A 15,902-nucleotide genomic window follows, 5' to 3' on the forward strand; every position below is an offset into this window, starting at 1 on the left:
CTGAAAGTGTGAGTAACGAGATGACCAGCACGGTCGAAACAAACACAGTTGATACTGCCCCGGCCCGCACCATGGAGCGGCTGCACGACCCCTCCGTCCGTGGTTTTGCCTCGGACAACTACTCCGGTGTGCACCCGGAGGTGCTTGCCGCCCTGGCCGCGGCCAATGAGGGGCATCAGGTGTCCTACGGCGAGGACGAGTACACGGCCCGGCTGCAGCAGTTGATGGAACAGCACTTCGGCACCGGCATCGAATGCTTCCCCGTCTTCAACGGCACCGGCGCGAACGTCCTGTCGCTCCAGTCCCTACTCCCCCGCTGGGGCGCCGTCATTTGCGCCTCCACCGCCCACATCAATATGGACGAGAACGGTGCGCCGGAGCGGATCGGCGGCATGAAGCTGCTCCAGGTCCCGACGCCGGACGGCAAGCTGACCCCTGCCCTGATCGACCAGGAGGCCTGGGGCTGGGGCGACGAGCACCGCGCCCAGCCGCTGGCCGTCTCGATCACGCAGACCACCGAGCTGGGCACTTGCTACACGCCCGAAGAAGTCCGTGCCATCGCGGACCATGTCCACGCCAAGGGCATGAAGCTGCACATGGACGGCGCCCGGCTTGCCAACGCCGCGGCCCACCTGGGCGTGCCGCTGCGCGCGTTCACCCGCGACGCCGGCGTGGACATCCTCTCCTTCGGCGGCACCAAGAACGGGCTCCTCTTCGGCGAGGTGGTGGTGGCCCTGAACCCGGAGGCCGCCCACGGCCTGATCTACCTGCGCAAGATGAACATGCAGCTGGCCTCCAAGATGCGGTTCATGTCCGCGCAGTTCATTGCGCTGCTCGAAGGAGACCTGTGGCTGCGTTCGGCCTCGCACGCCAATGCGATGGCGGCCCGGCTGCGCGCCGGCGTCGAGTCGATCCCCGGCGTCGAGCTGAGCCATAAGACCGAGTCCAACGGCGTCTTCGCCGTGCTGCCGGCCGGCGTGGCAGACCGGCTGCGGAAGTCCTTCCGCTTCTACGACTGGAACGAGGCGGCCCGCGAGGTCCGCTGGATGTGTTCCTTCGACACCACCGAGGAAGACGTTGATTCCTTTGTTGCCGCGATCAAGCGCGAGCTCGCGGACGCCTAGCAGCCTGACCGGCCCGGCCCGGCGGCGAGCCTGCCGGGCCGGGGCGTGGCCCATGCATAATCTTTCACTGTGAACCCACTCGACCAGGTTCCGGCGGATTTTCTCTTCGCCCTGGGGACGCTTCGAAACGCACGGTGCCGCAGCGAGCTGCGCCTCGATGAGATCCCGGCTCCGGGTCGACTCGCTCCCTTTGCGGTGGCGCTCGGCGCGGAAGTCGTCGTCCCCGGCGACGGCGCATCCGGCGCTGTCCACGGCCCGGCGGCCGCCGCGCTGGCACCTGCGTCCGGAAGCGACGACGTCGAACTTGCCACTGGCCGCTTCATCCTGCTGCACGACCCGGACGGCTCCGCGGTCTGGGACGGCGAATTCCGGATTGTCACGTACATCCGGGCCCAGCTGGAGCCGGACATGGGCAACGACGAAATGCTCGGCTCCGTCGCTTGGACCTGGCTCGTGGAGGCGCTTGAGAACCACCAGGCCGAGTACCGTTCGGCGGGCGGCACGGCCACCCGGGTCCTCTCCGAAAGCTTCGGCACACTCGCCGACCGGCCCGGCACCATCGACATAGAACTCCGTGCGTCCTGGACCCCGGCCGGCCGGGACATCACCGCGCACCTTGAGGCGTGGTCGGACATGGTCTGCACCTTTGCCGGCCTGCCGCCGCTGCCCGACGGCGTCTCCGCACTGCCGCGGCGGCGGCCCCGGACGCCATGACGGGACGCCGAGCGGCGCCGCGTCGGCCGGGAACAACGGTGATGTCGGTAAACTGGAGTCATCATGACCCCTCATAACCCGGAAACCACCACCGCGGGCGCAGCCGCCGACTCAGCCACCAACACAGCAGCCGGCCCTGCCGCCAACACCCCGGCCGCCAGCACAGCGGAGGCAGGTGGCACGGCAACCCACATCACGGTGGAGGGCTTTGACAGCCTGGTCCCCGAGGTCATCGACCTCGACGCTCCCCGTGACGGCGTCCCGCTCGTTATCGAGACCCGGGCAGGGCTGGAGCGCTGCGCCGCTGCCCTTGCCGCCGGCCACGGCCCTGCGGGGGTGGATGCCGAACGTGCCTCCGGATTCCGCTACGGCCAGCGCGCCTTCCTTGTCCAGATCCGCCGCCAAGGCGCCGGCACCTGGCTGATCGATCCGGAACCCTTCGGCGACCTCAGCATCATCAATGACGCCCTGCGCGGCGTCGAGTGGATCCTGCACGCGGCCAGCCAGGACCTCCCCTGCTTGTCCGAACTCGGCATGTGGCCGGACAAGCTCTTCGACACTGAGCTCGCCGCCCGGCTGGCAGGCCTGCCGAGGGTTGGCCTTGCCGCGGTGATCGAGCAGCTGCTGGGCTTCGGCCTGGCCAAGGAACATTCCGCAGCCGACTGGTCCACGCGGCCGTTGCCTGAGCCCTGGCTGCGCTACGCCGCGCTCGACGTCGAGGTCCTCACCGAACTGCGTGAGGAGCTGATCGAACTCCTCACCGCAGACGGCAAACTGGAGTACGCGGAGCAGGAATTCGCCGCGATCCTCGAAGCCGGCCAGGCCCCGCCGCGCGTCGACCCGTGGCGCAAGACCTCCGGGCTGCACCAGATCCGGGACCGCCGCCAGCTCGCCGCCGTGCGCGAACTCTGGCTGGAGCGCGACTCGCTGGCGCAGAAGCGCGACGTCGCCCCGGGCCGGCTGATCCCCGATTCCTCCCTGGTCGCCGCCGCCAAGGCGATGCCCAGCACCGTGCCGCAGCTGCTCGGAACCAAGGGCTTCCACGGCCGGGCCGCGCAGCGCGAGGCTCCGCGCTGGCTGCGCTGCATCAGCACGGCCCGGAACCTCGAGGAACTCCCGCCGCTGCACTTGCCCACCAACGCTCCCCCGCCTCCGCGCGTCTGGGCCGACCGGGACCCGGAGGCCGCGGCGCGGCTCGCCACGGCGCGGCCCAAACTGCAGGCCCGGGCCGAGGAGCTGAACCTGCCGGTCGAAAACCTGCTGACCCCCGACTACCTGCGCCGGGTTGCCTGGCGACCGCCGGCGGAGATCAGCGAGGAGGGAATTGCCGAGGAACTGCAGAACCTTGGGGCCCGCCAGTGGCAGATCGAGCTCACGGCTCCGCTGATCGCCGAGGCGTTCTTGAACCCGCAGCCGCTGCCGCCGAAAGAAGCCAAGGCCGCCCCGGCTCCCGCCGGCACAGCCTCCGACGCCGCTTCCTGACACCGCTTCCTGGCGCCGGGCCGCCACTCCTTGCCAGCTAAGTTACTCATGAGTAACATAGCTAGGGATGCCGCCAGGATCATTCTTGTCCCCCAGCCACCGGCCCGGGACAGGGATCCGGCACCCATGTCTCAATGAGGAGTAATACGTGAGCCAAGCCAGCAGCGCAAAGCCGACAATCGGAAGCAGCAGGACCGTCCGCGAGGTCGTTTTTGTGGACGGCGTCCGCACCCCGTTCGGGCGCGCCGGCGAGAAGGGTATTTACGCCGGAACCCGCGCCGATGACCTTGTGGTCAAATGCATTCGCGAACTCATGCGCCGCAACCCCGCCCTACCGGCCGAGCGCATCGACGAGGTGGCCATTGCCGCCACGACGCAGACCGGTGACCAGGGCCTCACCATCGGCCGCACCGCCGCCCTGCTGGCCGGGCTGCCGCGGACCGTTCCCGGCTTCGCTATCGACCGGATGTGCGCCGGTGCCATGACTGCCGTGACGACCACGGCCAGCGGCATTGGCTTCGGCGCCTACGACGTCGTCATTGCCGGCGGCGTCGAGCACATGGGCAACCACCCGATGGGTGCCGGTGCCGATCCCAACCCCCGCTTCATGTCCGAGCGGATCGTGGACCCCGCCGCCCTGAACATGGGCAACACCGCGGAGAACCTGCACGACCGCTTCCCCGCCATCACCAAGGAGCGCACAGACGCCTACGCCGTGGCCTCCCAGGACAAGCTGGCAGCCGCCTACGCCAAGGACCAGATCCAACCGGATCTGGTCCCCGTAGCCACCATGAAGCCCGGCCAGGGCTGGACCGTCAACACGGTGGATGAGCCGCCGCGCCCGGGCACCTCGGTGGAGGACCTCGCAGCACTGCGGACCCCGTTCCGCGCCCACGGCCGCGTCACTGCCGGCAACGCCGCAGGCCTCAACGACGGGGCCACCGCCGCGCTGCTGGCCTCTGCCGACGCCGCCGAGGAACTTGGCTTGCCGGTCAAGATGCGCCTGGTCAGCTACGCCTTTGCCGGCGTCGAACCGGAAGTCATGGGCATCGGACCGGTTCCGGCCACCGAAAAGGCCCTCAAGAACGCCGGGCTCGGCATCGAGGACATCGGCCTGTTCGAAATCAACGAGGCCTTCGCCGTGCAGGTCCTCAGCTTCCTGGACCACTTCGGCATCGCCGACGACGACCCCCGGGTTAACCGCTACGGCGGCGCGATCGCCGTCGGGCACCCGCTCGCCTCCTCCGGCGTCCGGCTGATGAACCAGCTGGCCCGCCAGTTCGAAGAGGACCACAGCGTCCGCTTCGGCATGACCACCATGTGCATCGGCCTTGGCATGGGGGCCACGGTCATCTGGGAGAACCCGCACCACGCCGACTACGGCACCGACTACACCACCAAGACTGGAGCCGCAGCATGAGCGCCGCCGATTTCCACAAGCTTGCCGAGCTGTTTCCGAACGAGACGGTCACGCATTCCTACGTCCAGGACATCCAGCTCCCCGCCGTGAACGGCAAGAGCCCGGGCACCTTCGCCCTGGTCACGCTGGACAACGGCCTGGACCACTCGAAGCCCACCACGCTGGGCCCGAACACCCTGATCGAGCTCGGCACCGTGCTGGAAGGCCTGCGCGACCGGGCCGCGCGCGGTGAGATTGCCGGCGTCGGCGTGACCGGCAAGCCGTACTTCCTGGTGGCCGGCGCGGACCTGTCCACGGTCAAGTCGGTCAGCGGCCGCGAGCAGGGCCTGTGGATGGCCCAGCTCGGCCACGACGTCTACGCCACCCTGGCCAACCTCGGCGTGCCCAGCTTCGCGTTCATCAACGGCCTGGCCCTGGGCGGCGGGCTGGAAATCGCCCTGCAGTCCACCTACCGCACCGTCTCCACCGGTGCCGGCGCGCTGGCATTGCCGGAGGCCTTTATCGGGCTGATCCCGGGCTGGGGCGGCGTCTACATCCTGCCGCGGCTGATCGGGCCCGAGAACGCCGTCAAGGTCATGATCGAGAACCCGCTGAGCAACAACCGCACCCTGACGGGTCCGCAGGCCTACGAATTGGGCGTGGCGGACGCGATCTTCGAGCCGGCTGACTTCGTGGAGCAGTCCGTCGCCTGGGCCGCCCGGGTGATCGCCGGCGCCGAGGCACCCGCGCGGGCCAACGCCGTCGACCCCTCCGCACCGGAGGTCGCCGAACGCTGGGCCGGCGCTGTGGCCGCCGGCCGGGCGTTTGTGGAAGCCAAGACCTCCAACGCCTCCCCGGCCCCGGCCAAGGTACTGGACGTGCTGGAAGCCAACCGCACCATGACGCAGGCCGAGTCCGCGGAGCTGGAGTGCCAGACGCTCGCGGACCTCATGCAGACCGACGAGTTCCGCTCCACGGTGTACGCCTTCCTGGACCTCGTGCAGCGCCGTTCCAAGCGCCCCGCCGGCGCCCCGGACCGCAAGCTCGCCCGCCCGGTCACGAAGATCGGCGTCGTCGGCGCCGGCCTGATGGCCAGCCAACTCGCGCTGCTCTTCGCTCGCCAGCTCAAGGTGCCCGTGGTGATGACGGACATCGACCAGGCGCGCGTGGACAAGGGCGTGGACTACGTGCACGCCGAGGTGGACAAGCTGCTGGCGAAGAAGCGCATCAGCGCGGACGCCGCCAACCGGACCAAGGCGCTGGTCAGCGGCTCCGTGTCCAAGGAAGCGTTCGCCGATGCCGACTTCGTGATCGAGGCCGTCTTCGAGGAGCTCGGGGTCAAGAAGCAGGTGTTCAAGGAAGTTGAGGCCATTGTCTCGCCGGAGTGCATCCTTGCCACCAACACCTCCTCGCTCTCCGTCACGGCGATGGCGGAGGACCTGCAGAACCCCGAACGCCTGGTCGGCTTCCACTTCTTCAACCCCGTGGCCGTGATGCCGCTGCTGGAGATCGTGCGGGCACCGAAGACCGACGACGCCGTGCTCGCCACCGCCTTCGAACTGGCCAAGGGCCTGAAGAAGTCCGCGGTGCTGGTCAAAGACGCCGCCGCGTTCGTGGTCAACCGGCTGCTGCTGCGGCTGATGGGCGAAGTTACCGCGGCCTTCGACGAGGGAACCCCGGCCGAGGTGGCGGACAACGCGCTGCGCCCGATGGGCCTGCCCATGACGCCGTTCACGCTCGGCGCCATGGTGGGCCTGCCGGTCGCGCAGCACGTCCAGGAATCCCTGCACGCTGCCTTTGGCGACCGCTTCACGGTCTCCCGGAACCTGCAGGCGCTCATCGACAACGGCATCAAGTCCATCTGGGATCCCGCCTCGGTGAAGGCCGGCACCCCGGTCATCCCCGCCGAGACCCTGGCCCTGATGACCTTCGGCGATTCGCCGTCGACCGCCGCGGAAGTGCTGCGTCGCACACAGGACGCCCTGGCGGAGGAAATCGGCCTGATGCTGGATGAAGGCGTCGTGGCAGGACCGGAGGACATCGATCTCTGCATGATCCTCGGCGCCGGCTGGCCGATGTTCCTGGGCGGCATCACCCCGTACCTCGACCGGGTGGGTGCGTCCGAGCGGGTCAACGGCAAGAAGTTCCTGGCTCCGGGCGTGGCCTCCGAACCGGCCGCCTAGCGGCCCGGTCCCGCGATACGACAGCGCCGCCGTTCCCGCCGACAGGCAGGGACGGCGGCGCTTTTGCTTGCTTATTAGCCTGACTGCCGCTGGGAGACCCGTGCGGCTAGCACTCGCAGACCATCAACACATTGCCGTCGGGATCCTTGAAGTTGAACCACTGGCCGTCACGGATTTCCGCGACCTCCGAGCCGTGCCCTGCAGCTGGGTGTGGGCCGCCTGGATGTCCGCGGTKTTGAAATGGAACGCAGGGACCCGGAAGACGGCGTCGGCGGAGTATATCTTGCTGTCCAGGACCAACCCGGCCCCTTTCATCGGCAGCACGTACAGATGCCCGAAGAGGATCTCGCCGTCAGCCGAGACACCGAGCAGGGAGCAGTACCAGTCCCGGGCCTTCGCGATGTCGCTGACCGGCACGAAGACCGTTCCGATCTCCGGGGCTATTGGATTAGTCAACGGTTCCTCCTGGTCATGGCTCCCGGCCGGGGTGCGGGAAAACTCCAAGGAATATACATGGCCAAGCGGCACTCGGGCGGTAACCGGCGCCTCCGCGTCAGAGCCCGTATCAGATCTCCCGGAGGCTCCCGCCGTCCAGTGCGAGGACGCGGTGGGCATTGGCGCGGGCGTAGGCGAGGTCATGCGTGACCATGACGACGCCGGCTCCGCGGACTGCCGCGTCGGCGATGGCCTGCTGCAGCCGGTCGAGGCCGTGCCGGTCCAGGCCCACTGTGGGCTCGTCCAGCGCGATGACCGCAGGCCGGCGCGCCAGTACCGTGGCCAGGGCCAGCAGCCGCTGCTGCGAGGACGGCAGTTCCCCCGGGTGCGCCTGCGCGGCGTCGGCGAGCCCGACGGCGGCCAGCGCCTCGTGTGCCCGGCGCACCGCATCATTTGGACCGGCGAGCCGGCGCAGTCCAAAGCTGACCTCCCGCAACACCGTCCGTTCGAAGAGCTGGTCGCGAGGCTGTTGAAACAGGAGGCCGACGGAAGTGGCGATGCGGCCGGTCCGGATTCCGGCGATGCTCTTGCCCGTGACCAGTACGTCCCCGGACTGGGGCCGCAGCAGTCCGTTGAAGTGGCGCAGCAGCGTCGATTTTCCGGTCCCGTTGGGCCCGGTGATGGCGACGATCTCCCCCGCCCGGACGCTCAGGTCCAGGTCCCGCAGCAGGTCCGCCGCGGCCCGGTCCCCGGCCGGCCTCCCTCCCGATCCCCGGCGGACCTTGCCTGCCCCGTAGCCGAAGCCAAGTCCCCGCAGTTCCAGGACCGGTGCGGCGGCGGCCGGTGCGGCGGCGGGGCTGGGGCCGGACGGGTTTCCGGGTCTCCCGGCGGCGCCGTTTTCCAGCACCACGCCGGCCTCGCGGAGTGCGGCGGTCTTCTCCAGTTTGGTCGGATCGCCATCCGCGACTGCCGTGCCGCCGTTCAGGACGGTCCAGTGCCCGGCGCTGCGGGCGAGCGCGTCTGCCGTCTGGCTCAGGACCACGACGGCGGTACCGGCGTCGAGCAATCCGGCCACGAGGCTCCGGAGTTGGCTGGCCCCCGCGGCGTCGAGGGACGCCAGCGGTTCGTCGAGCACCAGCACGTCGGGGCGGCCGATGACCGCGCAGGCGACGGCCAACCGGCGCAACTCGCCGCCGGAGAGCGCCGCCGGGTCCCGCTCCATGAGTCCGGAGAGGCCGGTCTGTTCGGCGACGCGGGCCACCTGCCGGAGCATCTCGAGCCGGGCAACGCCCCGGTTTTCCAGGCCGAAGGCCAGTTCCTCCGCCACCGTGGAGCGCACCGAGGAGAGCATGGCACCGGCGTCCTGGGGCACGTAACCCACCCGGCCGGACCAGGCGGCGGGGTTGATGCGGGGGTCGTCGCTACCGCCATGAAACTCCAGCAGCTCCGCGCCCAACGCCAGGCTGCCGTGCAGGACACCGGAATGGCCGGCCCGGAGCCAGCCGGCAATGAGCTTGCCGAGGGTGCTCTTGCCGCTGCCGGAGCCGCCCAGCACGGCTGTCAGGGTTCCCGCCAGGACCGAGAGCTGCACATCCCGCAGCGCCTCGACTGCCTCGCCGTGGAAGCTGAAACTGCGGATCCGGGCCGAAGCTGCGGGCAGGGCGGAAGCTTCGGCCTGCCCGGCCCTGGCGGGCTTCCCGACTGGTGCCCGGCCGGCCGCGGTCATGAGGGCACCGCCGTCGGCCACGCAGTGATCAGCCGCAGCACCACGGACGCCGCGGCCAGCAGGAGCGCGGCAACCCGGAAGATGCGCTGCGCCGGAGGGTCCTGCAGCTGCCGGTAACTGGTCCGCGGTCCCGGCGTGCCGAAACCCCGCGCGTCCAGAGCCTGCGCCCTGGCGCCGGCATCCTCCACCAGCCCCAGGACCAGCGGAACCGCCTGCAGCCTGGCCGCAGCCAGCCGGGACAGCAGCCCGCGCCTCACAACCAGCCCGCGTGCCTCCTGGGCCTGCCGGATGCGATCCAGCCGTCCGGCCATGGCAGGGACCAGGGTGAGCGTGGAGGCGAGCACGAAGCTGAATTGCGGAGGGATCCGCCGTGCAGCCAGGGCGCTCAGCAGGTCCGGGACGCTGACGGTGAAGGAAAAGAGTAGGAGCAGCAGCACGCACGCGGCGGTCCGCGAGCCCAGCTCCACGGCGAGGCCCAGCCCCTCGGCAGTGACCCGGGCCGGCCCCCATTGCGCCAGCACGGTGTGTCCCTCAGGGAAGAACAGACCGTGCAGCACCAGCAAGGACAGGAAAAGCGGCGCCAGGATGACTCCGGCAGCCGTCAGCACCCGCTCTGCCACCCCGGCGCGTGCGGCAAGCAGCGCGGCGGCCAGTGCAACGGCGACGGACAACGGCCAACTGCCGGCCGCCGTCGTCACGACCGCGGCGCAACAGGCCGCGGTCAGGGCCGTCAGCGGGTGCAGGGACATGTCCTAGGCTGCGGAGTCCGACGGGGCCTTACCCGCGAGCACCCGGAAGCGGCGGACGAAGGCGTACTGGAACGTCGTGCGCCGGGGCAGGGCGTAGGCCAGCAGGGCTGCAATCGTGAAGACGATCGCTTTGTCCATCGGGTCCGAGATCAGGGCCTGCTTGGTGATTGCGGCCAGCAGGGTGTCGCCCATGGCACGGAAGGCGCTGACGATGGCGCCGGTGCCCAGGCCCGCGGTTCCGCCGTAGACAAAGGCGGCGATCGGGGCGGACACGACGCCGGCCAGGATGCCGGTGAGAAATCCTGCCACGGGGGCGAAGTAGAAGCGGCGGAACAGTCCTGCGCGGGCGGCCAGGCCGGCGAGGAAGCCGATCAGGGCCGCGCCGGCGGCGAACGGCAGCACGGTGGGGTTGAAGAAGGACCAGACGATGCTGCCGAGCACTCCGGTGGCTGCTCCGGCGGCCGGGCCGGCGAGGACGGCGATCAGGACCGTCCCGATCGCGTCCAGGTAGAACGGCAGGCCGGTGCTGCCCATCAACTGGCCCAGGACCACGTTCAGCACGATCGCCACCGGCATCAGCACCAGGGTGGAGGTGGGCAGGACAGGGAGGACGGCAACGAGCAGGAGCACCGCGCCAAGCAGGAAGCCGCCGAGGGCAACCAGCGCGGAGAAGCTTGCGGGTCCGTTGGCGCTCTCGACCGGCTGGGTGAGGACCAGGAAGACGTAGGTGGCGGCGATGGCCGCGGCGCCCGCGATTTCGAGCAGCCGGCGGCGGCCGGGGGCCGCGCCGGCGCCAGTGGAGCCCGCATCGGGAAGAGTCAGGGGCTGCTGTGACATGGGGAAAGTCCTTCGGATGGAGTTTGCAAAGACCGCCTCATGTCACCTCGGCGCAGCTACCATCTTAGCCGCCCCGGCGAGGCCGCGGGCGAGCGGCCCCGGCAGAGCCGCCGGCGGCTTCCATGCCACCCGCGGCTAACGGGTTCCCAGTGTCCGCGCCAGCGCGCCCACGGAGGAAATGAGCTCGTCAAAGCACTGGCCGGGATCGTTGCCGGTGACGATCCGGGCGTTCGGCGGGAGTCCCCACAGGCCCCGGTAGTCGGCCACCGTGGTGCCGGCCAGCAGCGGGGATTCCGTCTCGACGTCGACCGTCGCCAGCCGCGTGCTGAACGGTGTGCGTCCGACGGCGGCGCAGGCGGCGAACGCGTCGTGCATGTGCGCGACGTACCCCTGGTCGTAGAGCCGGTGGAACTCCATGTAAAAGCGGATCGCGTCGGACAGGCACGCCACCAGGGGGCTGCCGGAACGGCTGCGCTGGCCCTCGGGCTGGTCCGGGAGCACCAGTTCGGGTTCGGCAGCCCCGGCCGCCTCGCCGAGCCGCCGGAGGTGCTCCGGCAGCATCTCGATCCGTTCCGTGGTCTCCAGCGCGCAGACCACCGGGAGTTTGTCCTCGGGCAGCCCGCGGTAGGCCGCGTAGACCTCCTTGGCGGCGTGCGGGTCCACCGAGGTGTTCCACTCCGCCGTCGGCGTCGTGTTGCCCTGGTAGTAGAAGCTGCCGCCCATGATGACCAGGCCCTTGAGCAGCCGCGGCAGTTCGGGTTCGCGGCGCAGGGCCAGGGCGAAGTTGGTGAGCGGACCGGTGATCAGGCCGGTGATCTCCCCCGGATGCGCCCGCGCCTCCTCCACCCAGACGTCCACGGCGTGACGCGTCGAAATGGCTTGGGCGGGCACGGGCAGCTCGGCGTAGCCGATCCCCTGCGGCCCGTGGGTCTCTTCGGTGGTGACAAGCGGGATTTCCAGCGGCACCTCGGCGCCGGTGGCGACCTCAATCCCCTCGCGCCCGCAGAGTTCCAGCAGCGACAGGCTGTTGAGCGCCACCTGGCGGGCACCGACGTTGCCGGCCGTGCAGGTAATGGCCTGCAGCCGGACCTCGGACCGGGCCAGCAGGTACACGATCGCCAGGGCGTCGTCGATCCCGGTATCGACGTCCATCAGGATCAGGTGTTCGGCGTCCGGGCCGCCTGGCATTTCCGGGCTCAGAACAGTGCGACCTTCGGCGTGCGCGGGAAGATCTCGTCGAGCTCTGCCAGTTCGGCGGCGGTGGGGACCCAGGCGGCGGCTTCGGCGTTCTGCCGGACCTGCTCGGGCCGGGTTGCGCCGGCGATCACGCTGCTGACGGAGGGCTGGGCGGCGAGCCAGGAGAATGCCACCTGGATCTCGGTCAGGTCCCGTTCGGCGGCGAAGGCGGAAAAGGCTCCCAGCTGCTTCCAGTCGGCGTCGTGGACGAGGTTGGTGCGGGTGTGGCTCAGCCGCGATCCTTCCGGGGCCCTGCCCTGCGAGTACTTGCCGGTCAGCAGGCCGTTGGCCAGCGGGAAGTACGGGAGCACGCCCAGACCGTACGCCTCTGCCGCCGGCGTGACCTCGAGTTCGGCACGGCGGTCCAGCAGGTTGTAGTGGTTCTGGCTGGAGATGAAGCGGGCTCCGCCACGGCTGCGCGCCACGAACTCGGCCTCGGCGATCTGCCAGCCGGCACGGTTGGAGTGTCCGATGTAGCGGACCTTTCCGCTGGTCACGAGCTCATCGAGGGCTGCGAGGGTCTCGTCGATGGGCGTCAGCGGATCCGGCGTGTGGAACTGGTAGAGGTCGATCCAGTCCGTGCCGAGCCGCCGCAGCGAGGCCTCGGCCGACTTGATGATGTAGTGCCGGGAACCGCGCGCGCCGAAGTCGGTACCGTTGGCGCCGCGCATGTCCATGCCGAACTTGGTGCCGATCACGGCGTCGCCGCGGTGCGAGCCGAGGGCCTTGCCCAGCATGGTTTCGCTCAGCCCGGGCTCCCGGCCGTAGGCGTCGGCGACGTCGAAGAAGGTGATGCCGGCGTCCAGCGCGGCATGCACGACGGCGTCGGTGCCCTCCTGCGATTCGGTGGCGGTGTTGGCCCGGCCCAGGTTGTTGCAGCCGAGCCCCACAACGGAGACAGCCAGTCCGGAATTTCCTACGCGGCGGTATTCAGTCATGGGATTCAGCCTATAACGGCTGCGGACTGGTCCCGGTCAGGAGGCCGTGCCCGGGACTTAGCCCGCGGGCAGCTCCAGCCCGTGCTCGTCCATCGCGTCCTGGAGCTGCGCGAGCGTGCGCGGGCAGACGCCCGGCATCCCGGCCAGCCGGCGGCGGCCCAGCTCCCGGACGTGCTCAAGGGTCTCCACTCCGGCGTGCGCCAGGGACTTGCGCGCCGGTGCGGCGAGTCCTGCCGGTAGTGGAGTGCTGCCTGGTCGAGGTGATTTCCGCGTCATTGCGTTACCTTCCAATCGCTTGCCCCCAAAACTGAGTTGAGCCGTGCCCGGCTCCTTACAGATGGACTTCCAGGCGGGTGCCGCCTAGAGGGTGAAGCTGTTGGCCGGTTTGGCCGAGTGCTTGAGCTTGAAGTCAGACCCGTTGTACGGCGCCGCTCCGATGCTCAGCTTGGTGAAGTCCAGATCCTCGCCCCGGATGCAGACCTTGATCGCGCTGACGGTCTTGTTGACCTCCGGCGTGAGGCAGAAGATGTTGAGCTTGGCGTCGGAGAACTCGGAGCGGTCCACCACGCCCAGGCCGCGCCAGGCGAGATGGCTGATCAGGGCGTCCTTGGCTTTTTCCTCGAGATAACGGTCGCGGCTGGTGCCGTCCTTGGTCTTGAGCGCGTACTGCGCCACCACCCAGAACTGCTCCTCGTCAGGGATCTCCGCGTAGCCATCCTCGGCGCACTGCGCCGCGAAGGCCTCCATGAGCCCCTCACCCGCGGCGGCGTCGGCCGCCTCGGTCTCCTCGGTCTTGCTCTGGTGCCCGACGACGCCGTGGTTCATCACGAACTCGTGGTACTCCTCGTCGATCCAGGCTTCCCTGAAGTGCAGGGTGCCTTCTTCGTCACGCTTGTAGACCCGGATAATTCCGCTCATGGATGTCCCTTCGTAAACCGTCCGCGGTCAGTGCCGTCGAAGGGTGATTGCTGTGCCTTGACGGCCTGGAAAAGCTGGTCCGGCGCCGGGATCCTCACAGGATCGGCAGGCTGCCGGTGCTGGGGTGCTGCTGGCCGGGCAGCGGCCGCGCGAACGGCACCTTCGTCCCGAGAACCTGCGCGACGACGTCGTGCGTGATCTGCTGGGCGGTCAACCCGACCCGCTCCAGCACCTGGCTGCGGCTCCCGTGGTCCAGGAACTCCACCGGCAGGCCGACCTCGTTGAGGGCGGTGTCCACCCCGGCGGCGCGCATTTCCTGGCGGATCCGGGAGCCGACACCGCCGGCCCGGACGCCGTCCTCGATGCAGATCACGAGGCGGTGGTGCGAGGCGAGGGCGATCACGGACTTGGGCACCGGCAGGACCCAGCGCGGGTCCACCACGGTGGAGCTGATGCCCTGCGCGCCGAGCCGGTTGGAGACGTCCAGCGCGAGTTCGGACATAGCGCCGACGCTGACAATCAGCACGTCGTTCTCGGTGGATCCCGCGGGGCGGCGGGCCAGCACGTCGACGCCGTCGCTGAGCCGTTCGAGGGCTTCGACTTCCGCGCCGACGGTGCCTTTGGAGTAGCGGATGACGGTGGGGGCGTCCTCGACGGCGACGGCCTCGCGCAGTTCCTCGCGCAGCCGGGAGGCATCACGCGGCGCGGCGAGGTGCAGGCCGGGAACGATCTGGACCATCGCCATGTCCCACATGCCGTGGTGGCTGGCGCCGTCGGGCCCGGTGACCCCGGCCCGGTCCAGCACCACCGTAACGCCGGCCTTGTGCAGGGCGACGTCCATCAGGAGCTGGTCGAAGGCGCGGTTCAGGAAGGTCGCATAGACCGCGACCACGGGGTGGAGGCCGCCGAATGCCATGCCGGCGGCGGAGGTGAGGGCGTGCTGTTCGGCGATGCCGACGTCGAACACGCGTTCCGGGTGGCGGGCGGCGAACTTGTGCAGCCCTACCGGGATCAGCATGGCGCCGGTGATACCGACGATGTCCTTGCGTTCGTCGGCGATGTCGGCAATCTCGTCGGCAAAGACGGAGGTCCAGGACTTGGCTCCCCCGGCTTCGGTGGGCTCGCCGGTTTCCGGGTCGATAATGCCGACGGCGTGGAACTGGTCCGCCTCGTGCGCGCGGGCCGGGGCGTAGCCGTGGCCTTTCTCGGTCATCGCGTGGACGATCACGGGTCCGGCGTAATTCTTGGCCGTGGACAGTGCGTGCTCCATGGCCTGTAAGTTGTGCCCGTCGACCGGGCCGATGTACTTCATGCCGAGGTCCTCGAACATGCCCTGCGGCGCCCACCAGTCCTTGATGCCCTTCTTCATGGCATGCAGGCTCTTGTAGGTGAACTGGCCCACCGGACCGCCGCTCTGCAGCCGTTTCTTCCACCAGTCAAGGGCGCCCTCATAGGCCGGGGCGGCGCGGAGCGAGTCGATGGTGGGGCGAAGGGAGGCCAGGTAGTCGGCGACGCCGCCCACGGTCGGGGCGTAGGAGCGTCCGTTGTCGTTCACCACGATGACGACGCGGCGCTTCTTGTCAGCGGCAATGTTGTTGATGGCTTCCCAGGCCATGCCGCCGGTCAGGGCGCCGTCACCGACGACGGCGATCACGTACCGGTCGCCGTCCCCGGTCAGCTGCCGGGCACGGGAGATGCCGTCCGCCCAGGACAGCGAGGAGGACGCGTGCGAGCTTTCGACGATGTCGTGCTCGGATTCGGCCCGGTCCGGGTAGCCGGACAGGCCGCCCTGCTGGCGCAGCGTGCTGAAGTCCTGGCGCCCGGTGAGGAGCTTGTGCACGTAGGACTGGTGGCCGGTGTCAAAGACGATGCTGTCGCGGGGGGAATCGAAGATCCGGTGCACCGCGATGGTGAGTTCCACGACGCCGAGGTTCGGCCCGAGGTGTCCTCCCGTCTGGGAAACGTTGCCGATCAGGAATTCCCTGACCTCGGCTGCCAGCTGATCCAGCTGCGCCTGGGACAACTTGCTCAGGTCCTGCGGATTCCGGATGGTCTCCAAGATTCCCAACGGCCCCTCCTTGCGGGTAGTAGACATGCCTTTTAACTCTAACGCCTCGGGACCGGGCCGGGTGCCGGAACGCGAAAGCCCCGGTCCGTCAGG

14 protein-coding genes are annotated in these 15,902 nt (G+C 69.4%); 5 read left to right on the forward strand and 9 right to left on the reverse strand.

The window, feature by feature from the left end:
* Window positions 1-20 precede the first annotated feature (20 nt).
* The 5 genes from AC1DK9_RS08220 (at window position 21) to AC1DK9_RS08240 (ending at window position 6,902) form a co-directional block, all read left to right on the forward strand.
* Window positions 21-1,124, forward strand: a complete 1,104-nt coding sequence (locus AC1DK9_RS08220) for a threonine aldolase family protein (protein ID WP_476915639.1) — start codon at window positions 21-23, stop codon at window positions 1,122-1,124.
* Window positions 1,125-1,193: 69 nt separating this feature from the next.
* Complete coding sequence (locus tag AC1DK9_RS08225; protein WP_476915574.1) at window positions 1,194-1,838, forward strand: DUF3000 domain-containing protein; 645 nt, start codon at window positions 1,194-1,196, stop codon at window positions 1,836-1,838.
* Between the two features lie 63 nt (window positions 1,839-1,901).
* Window positions 1,902-3,320 carry an HRDC domain-containing protein gene (locus AC1DK9_RS08230; protein ID WP_476915575.1) on the forward strand — a complete coding sequence of 473 codons (1,419 nt, stop codon included), beginning with the start codon at window positions 1,902-1,904 and terminating at the stop codon, window positions 3,318-3,320.
* A 148-nt stretch (window positions 3,321-3,468) separates the two neighbouring features.
* Window positions 3,469-4,740 (forward strand): thiolase family protein, encoded by a 1,272-nt coding sequence (locus AC1DK9_RS08235; RefSeq protein ID WP_476860895.1) that lies wholly within the window; start codon window positions 3,469-3,471, stop codon window positions 4,738-4,740.
* On the forward strand, window positions 4,737-6,902 hold the full coding sequence (locus tag AC1DK9_RS08240) for a 3-hydroxyacyl-CoA dehydrogenase NAD-binding domain-containing protein (RefSeq protein ID WP_476860896.1): 2,166 nt from the start codon (window positions 4,737-4,739) through the stop codon (window positions 6,900-6,902). The genes AC1DK9_RS08235 and AC1DK9_RS08240 overlap by 4 nt, the downstream gene beginning before the upstream one ends.
* 123 nt (window positions 6,903-7,025) lie before the next feature.
* Here AC1DK9_RS08240 and AC1DK9_RS08245 read toward each other — a convergent pair whose 3' ends face one another.
* From AC1DK9_RS08245 to dxs, 9 genes are all read right to left on the reverse strand, one after another.
* Complete coding sequence (locus AC1DK9_RS08245) at window positions 7,026-7,358, reverse strand: VOC family protein (protein WP_476915576.1); 333 nt, start codon at window positions 7,356-7,358, stop codon at window positions 7,026-7,028.
* 109 nt (window positions 7,359-7,467) lie between these two features.
* Window positions 7,468-9,084 (reverse strand): ABC transporter ATP-binding protein, encoded by a 1,617-nt coding sequence (locus tag AC1DK9_RS08250; RefSeq protein ID WP_476915577.1) that lies wholly within the window; start codon window positions 9,082-9,084, stop codon window positions 7,468-7,470.
* On the reverse strand, window positions 9,060-9,812 hold the full coding sequence (locus AC1DK9_RS08255) for an energy-coupling factor transporter transmembrane component T (protein ID WP_476915578.1): 753 nt from the start codon (window positions 9,810-9,812) through the stop codon (window positions 9,060-9,062). Before AC1DK9_RS08255 ends, AC1DK9_RS08250 begins: the two co-directional genes overlap by 25 nt.
* A gap of 3 nt (window positions 9,813-9,815) precedes the next feature.
* On the reverse strand, window positions 9,816-10,649 hold the full coding sequence (locus tag AC1DK9_RS08260) for an ECF transporter S component (RefSeq protein WP_476915579.1): 834 nt from the start codon (window positions 10,647-10,649) through the stop codon (window positions 9,816-9,818).
* 135 nt (window positions 10,650-10,784) lie between these two features.
* Window positions 10,785-11,837: a nucleoside hydrolase gene (locus AC1DK9_RS08265; RefSeq protein WP_476915580.1), complete on the reverse strand. Its 1,053-nt coding sequence runs from the start codon at window positions 11,835-11,837 to the stop codon at window positions 10,785-10,787.
* 8 nt (window positions 11,838-11,845) lie between these two features.
* Entirely contained in the window at window positions 11,846-12,823 is a 978-nt protein-coding gene (locus AC1DK9_RS08270) for an aldo/keto reductase (RefSeq protein ID WP_476915581.1), read from the reverse strand.
* Window positions 12,824-12,880: 57 nt separating this feature from the next.
* A complete protein-coding gene (locus tag AC1DK9_RS08275; protein ID WP_476860903.1) occupies window positions 12,881-13,099 on the reverse strand; it encodes a helix-hairpin-helix domain-containing protein in 219 nt (72 codons plus the stop codon).
* An 84-nt stretch (window positions 13,100-13,183) separates the two neighbouring features.
* Complete coding sequence (locus AC1DK9_RS08280; RefSeq protein WP_476915582.1) at window positions 13,184-13,741, reverse strand: hypothetical protein; 558 nt, start codon at window positions 13,739-13,741, stop codon at window positions 13,184-13,186.
* A 94-nt stretch (window positions 13,742-13,835) separates the two neighbouring features.
* A complete protein-coding gene (gene dxs / locus AC1DK9_RS08285; protein WP_476860969.1) occupies window positions 13,836-15,809 on the reverse strand; it encodes a 1-deoxy-D-xylulose-5-phosphate synthase in 1,974 nt (657 codons plus the stop codon).
* Window positions 15,810-15,902: the final 93 nt, after the last annotated feature.

Source organism: Arthrobacter sp. 01T414 (genome assembly GCF_056398965.1).

Bases quoted from the DNA above. Each gene is read 5' to 3' on its own strand.
- AC1DK9_RS08240 (WP_476860896.1), top strand. From the start codon at position 4,737: ATGAGCGCCGCCGATTTCCACAAGCTTGCCGAGCTGTTTCCGAACGAG.
- AC1DK9_RS08260 (WP_476915579.1), bottom strand. From the start codon at position 10,649: ATGTCACAGCAGCCCCTGACTCTTCCCGATGCGGGCTCCACTGGCGCC.
- AC1DK9_RS08280 (WP_476915582.1), bottom strand. From the start codon at position 13,741: ATGAGCGGAATTATCCGGGTCTACAAGCGTGACGAAGAAGGCACCCTG.
- AC1DK9_RS08270 (WP_476915581.1), bottom strand. From the start codon at position 12,823: ATGACTGAATACCGCCGCGTAGGAAATTCCGGACTGGCTGTCTCCGTT.
- AC1DK9_RS08275 (WP_476860903.1), bottom strand. From the start codon at position 13,099: ATGACGCGGAAATCACCTCGACCAGGCAGCACTCCACTACCGGCAGGA.
- AC1DK9_RS08265 (WP_476915580.1), bottom strand. From the start codon at position 11,837: ATGCCAGGCGGCCCGGACGCCGAACACCTGATCCTGATGGACGTCGAT.
- AC1DK9_RS08230 (WP_476915575.1), top strand. From the start codon at position 1,902: ATGACCCCTCATAACCCGGAAACCACCACCGCGGGCGCAGCCGCCGAC.
- AC1DK9_RS08220 (WP_476915639.1), top strand. From the start codon at position 21: ATGACCAGCACGGTCGAAACAAACACAGTTGATACTGCCCCGGCCCGC.
- AC1DK9_RS08255 (WP_476915578.1), bottom strand. From the start codon at position 9,812: ATGTCCCTGCACCCGCTGACGGCCCTGACCGCGGCCTGTTGCGCCGCG.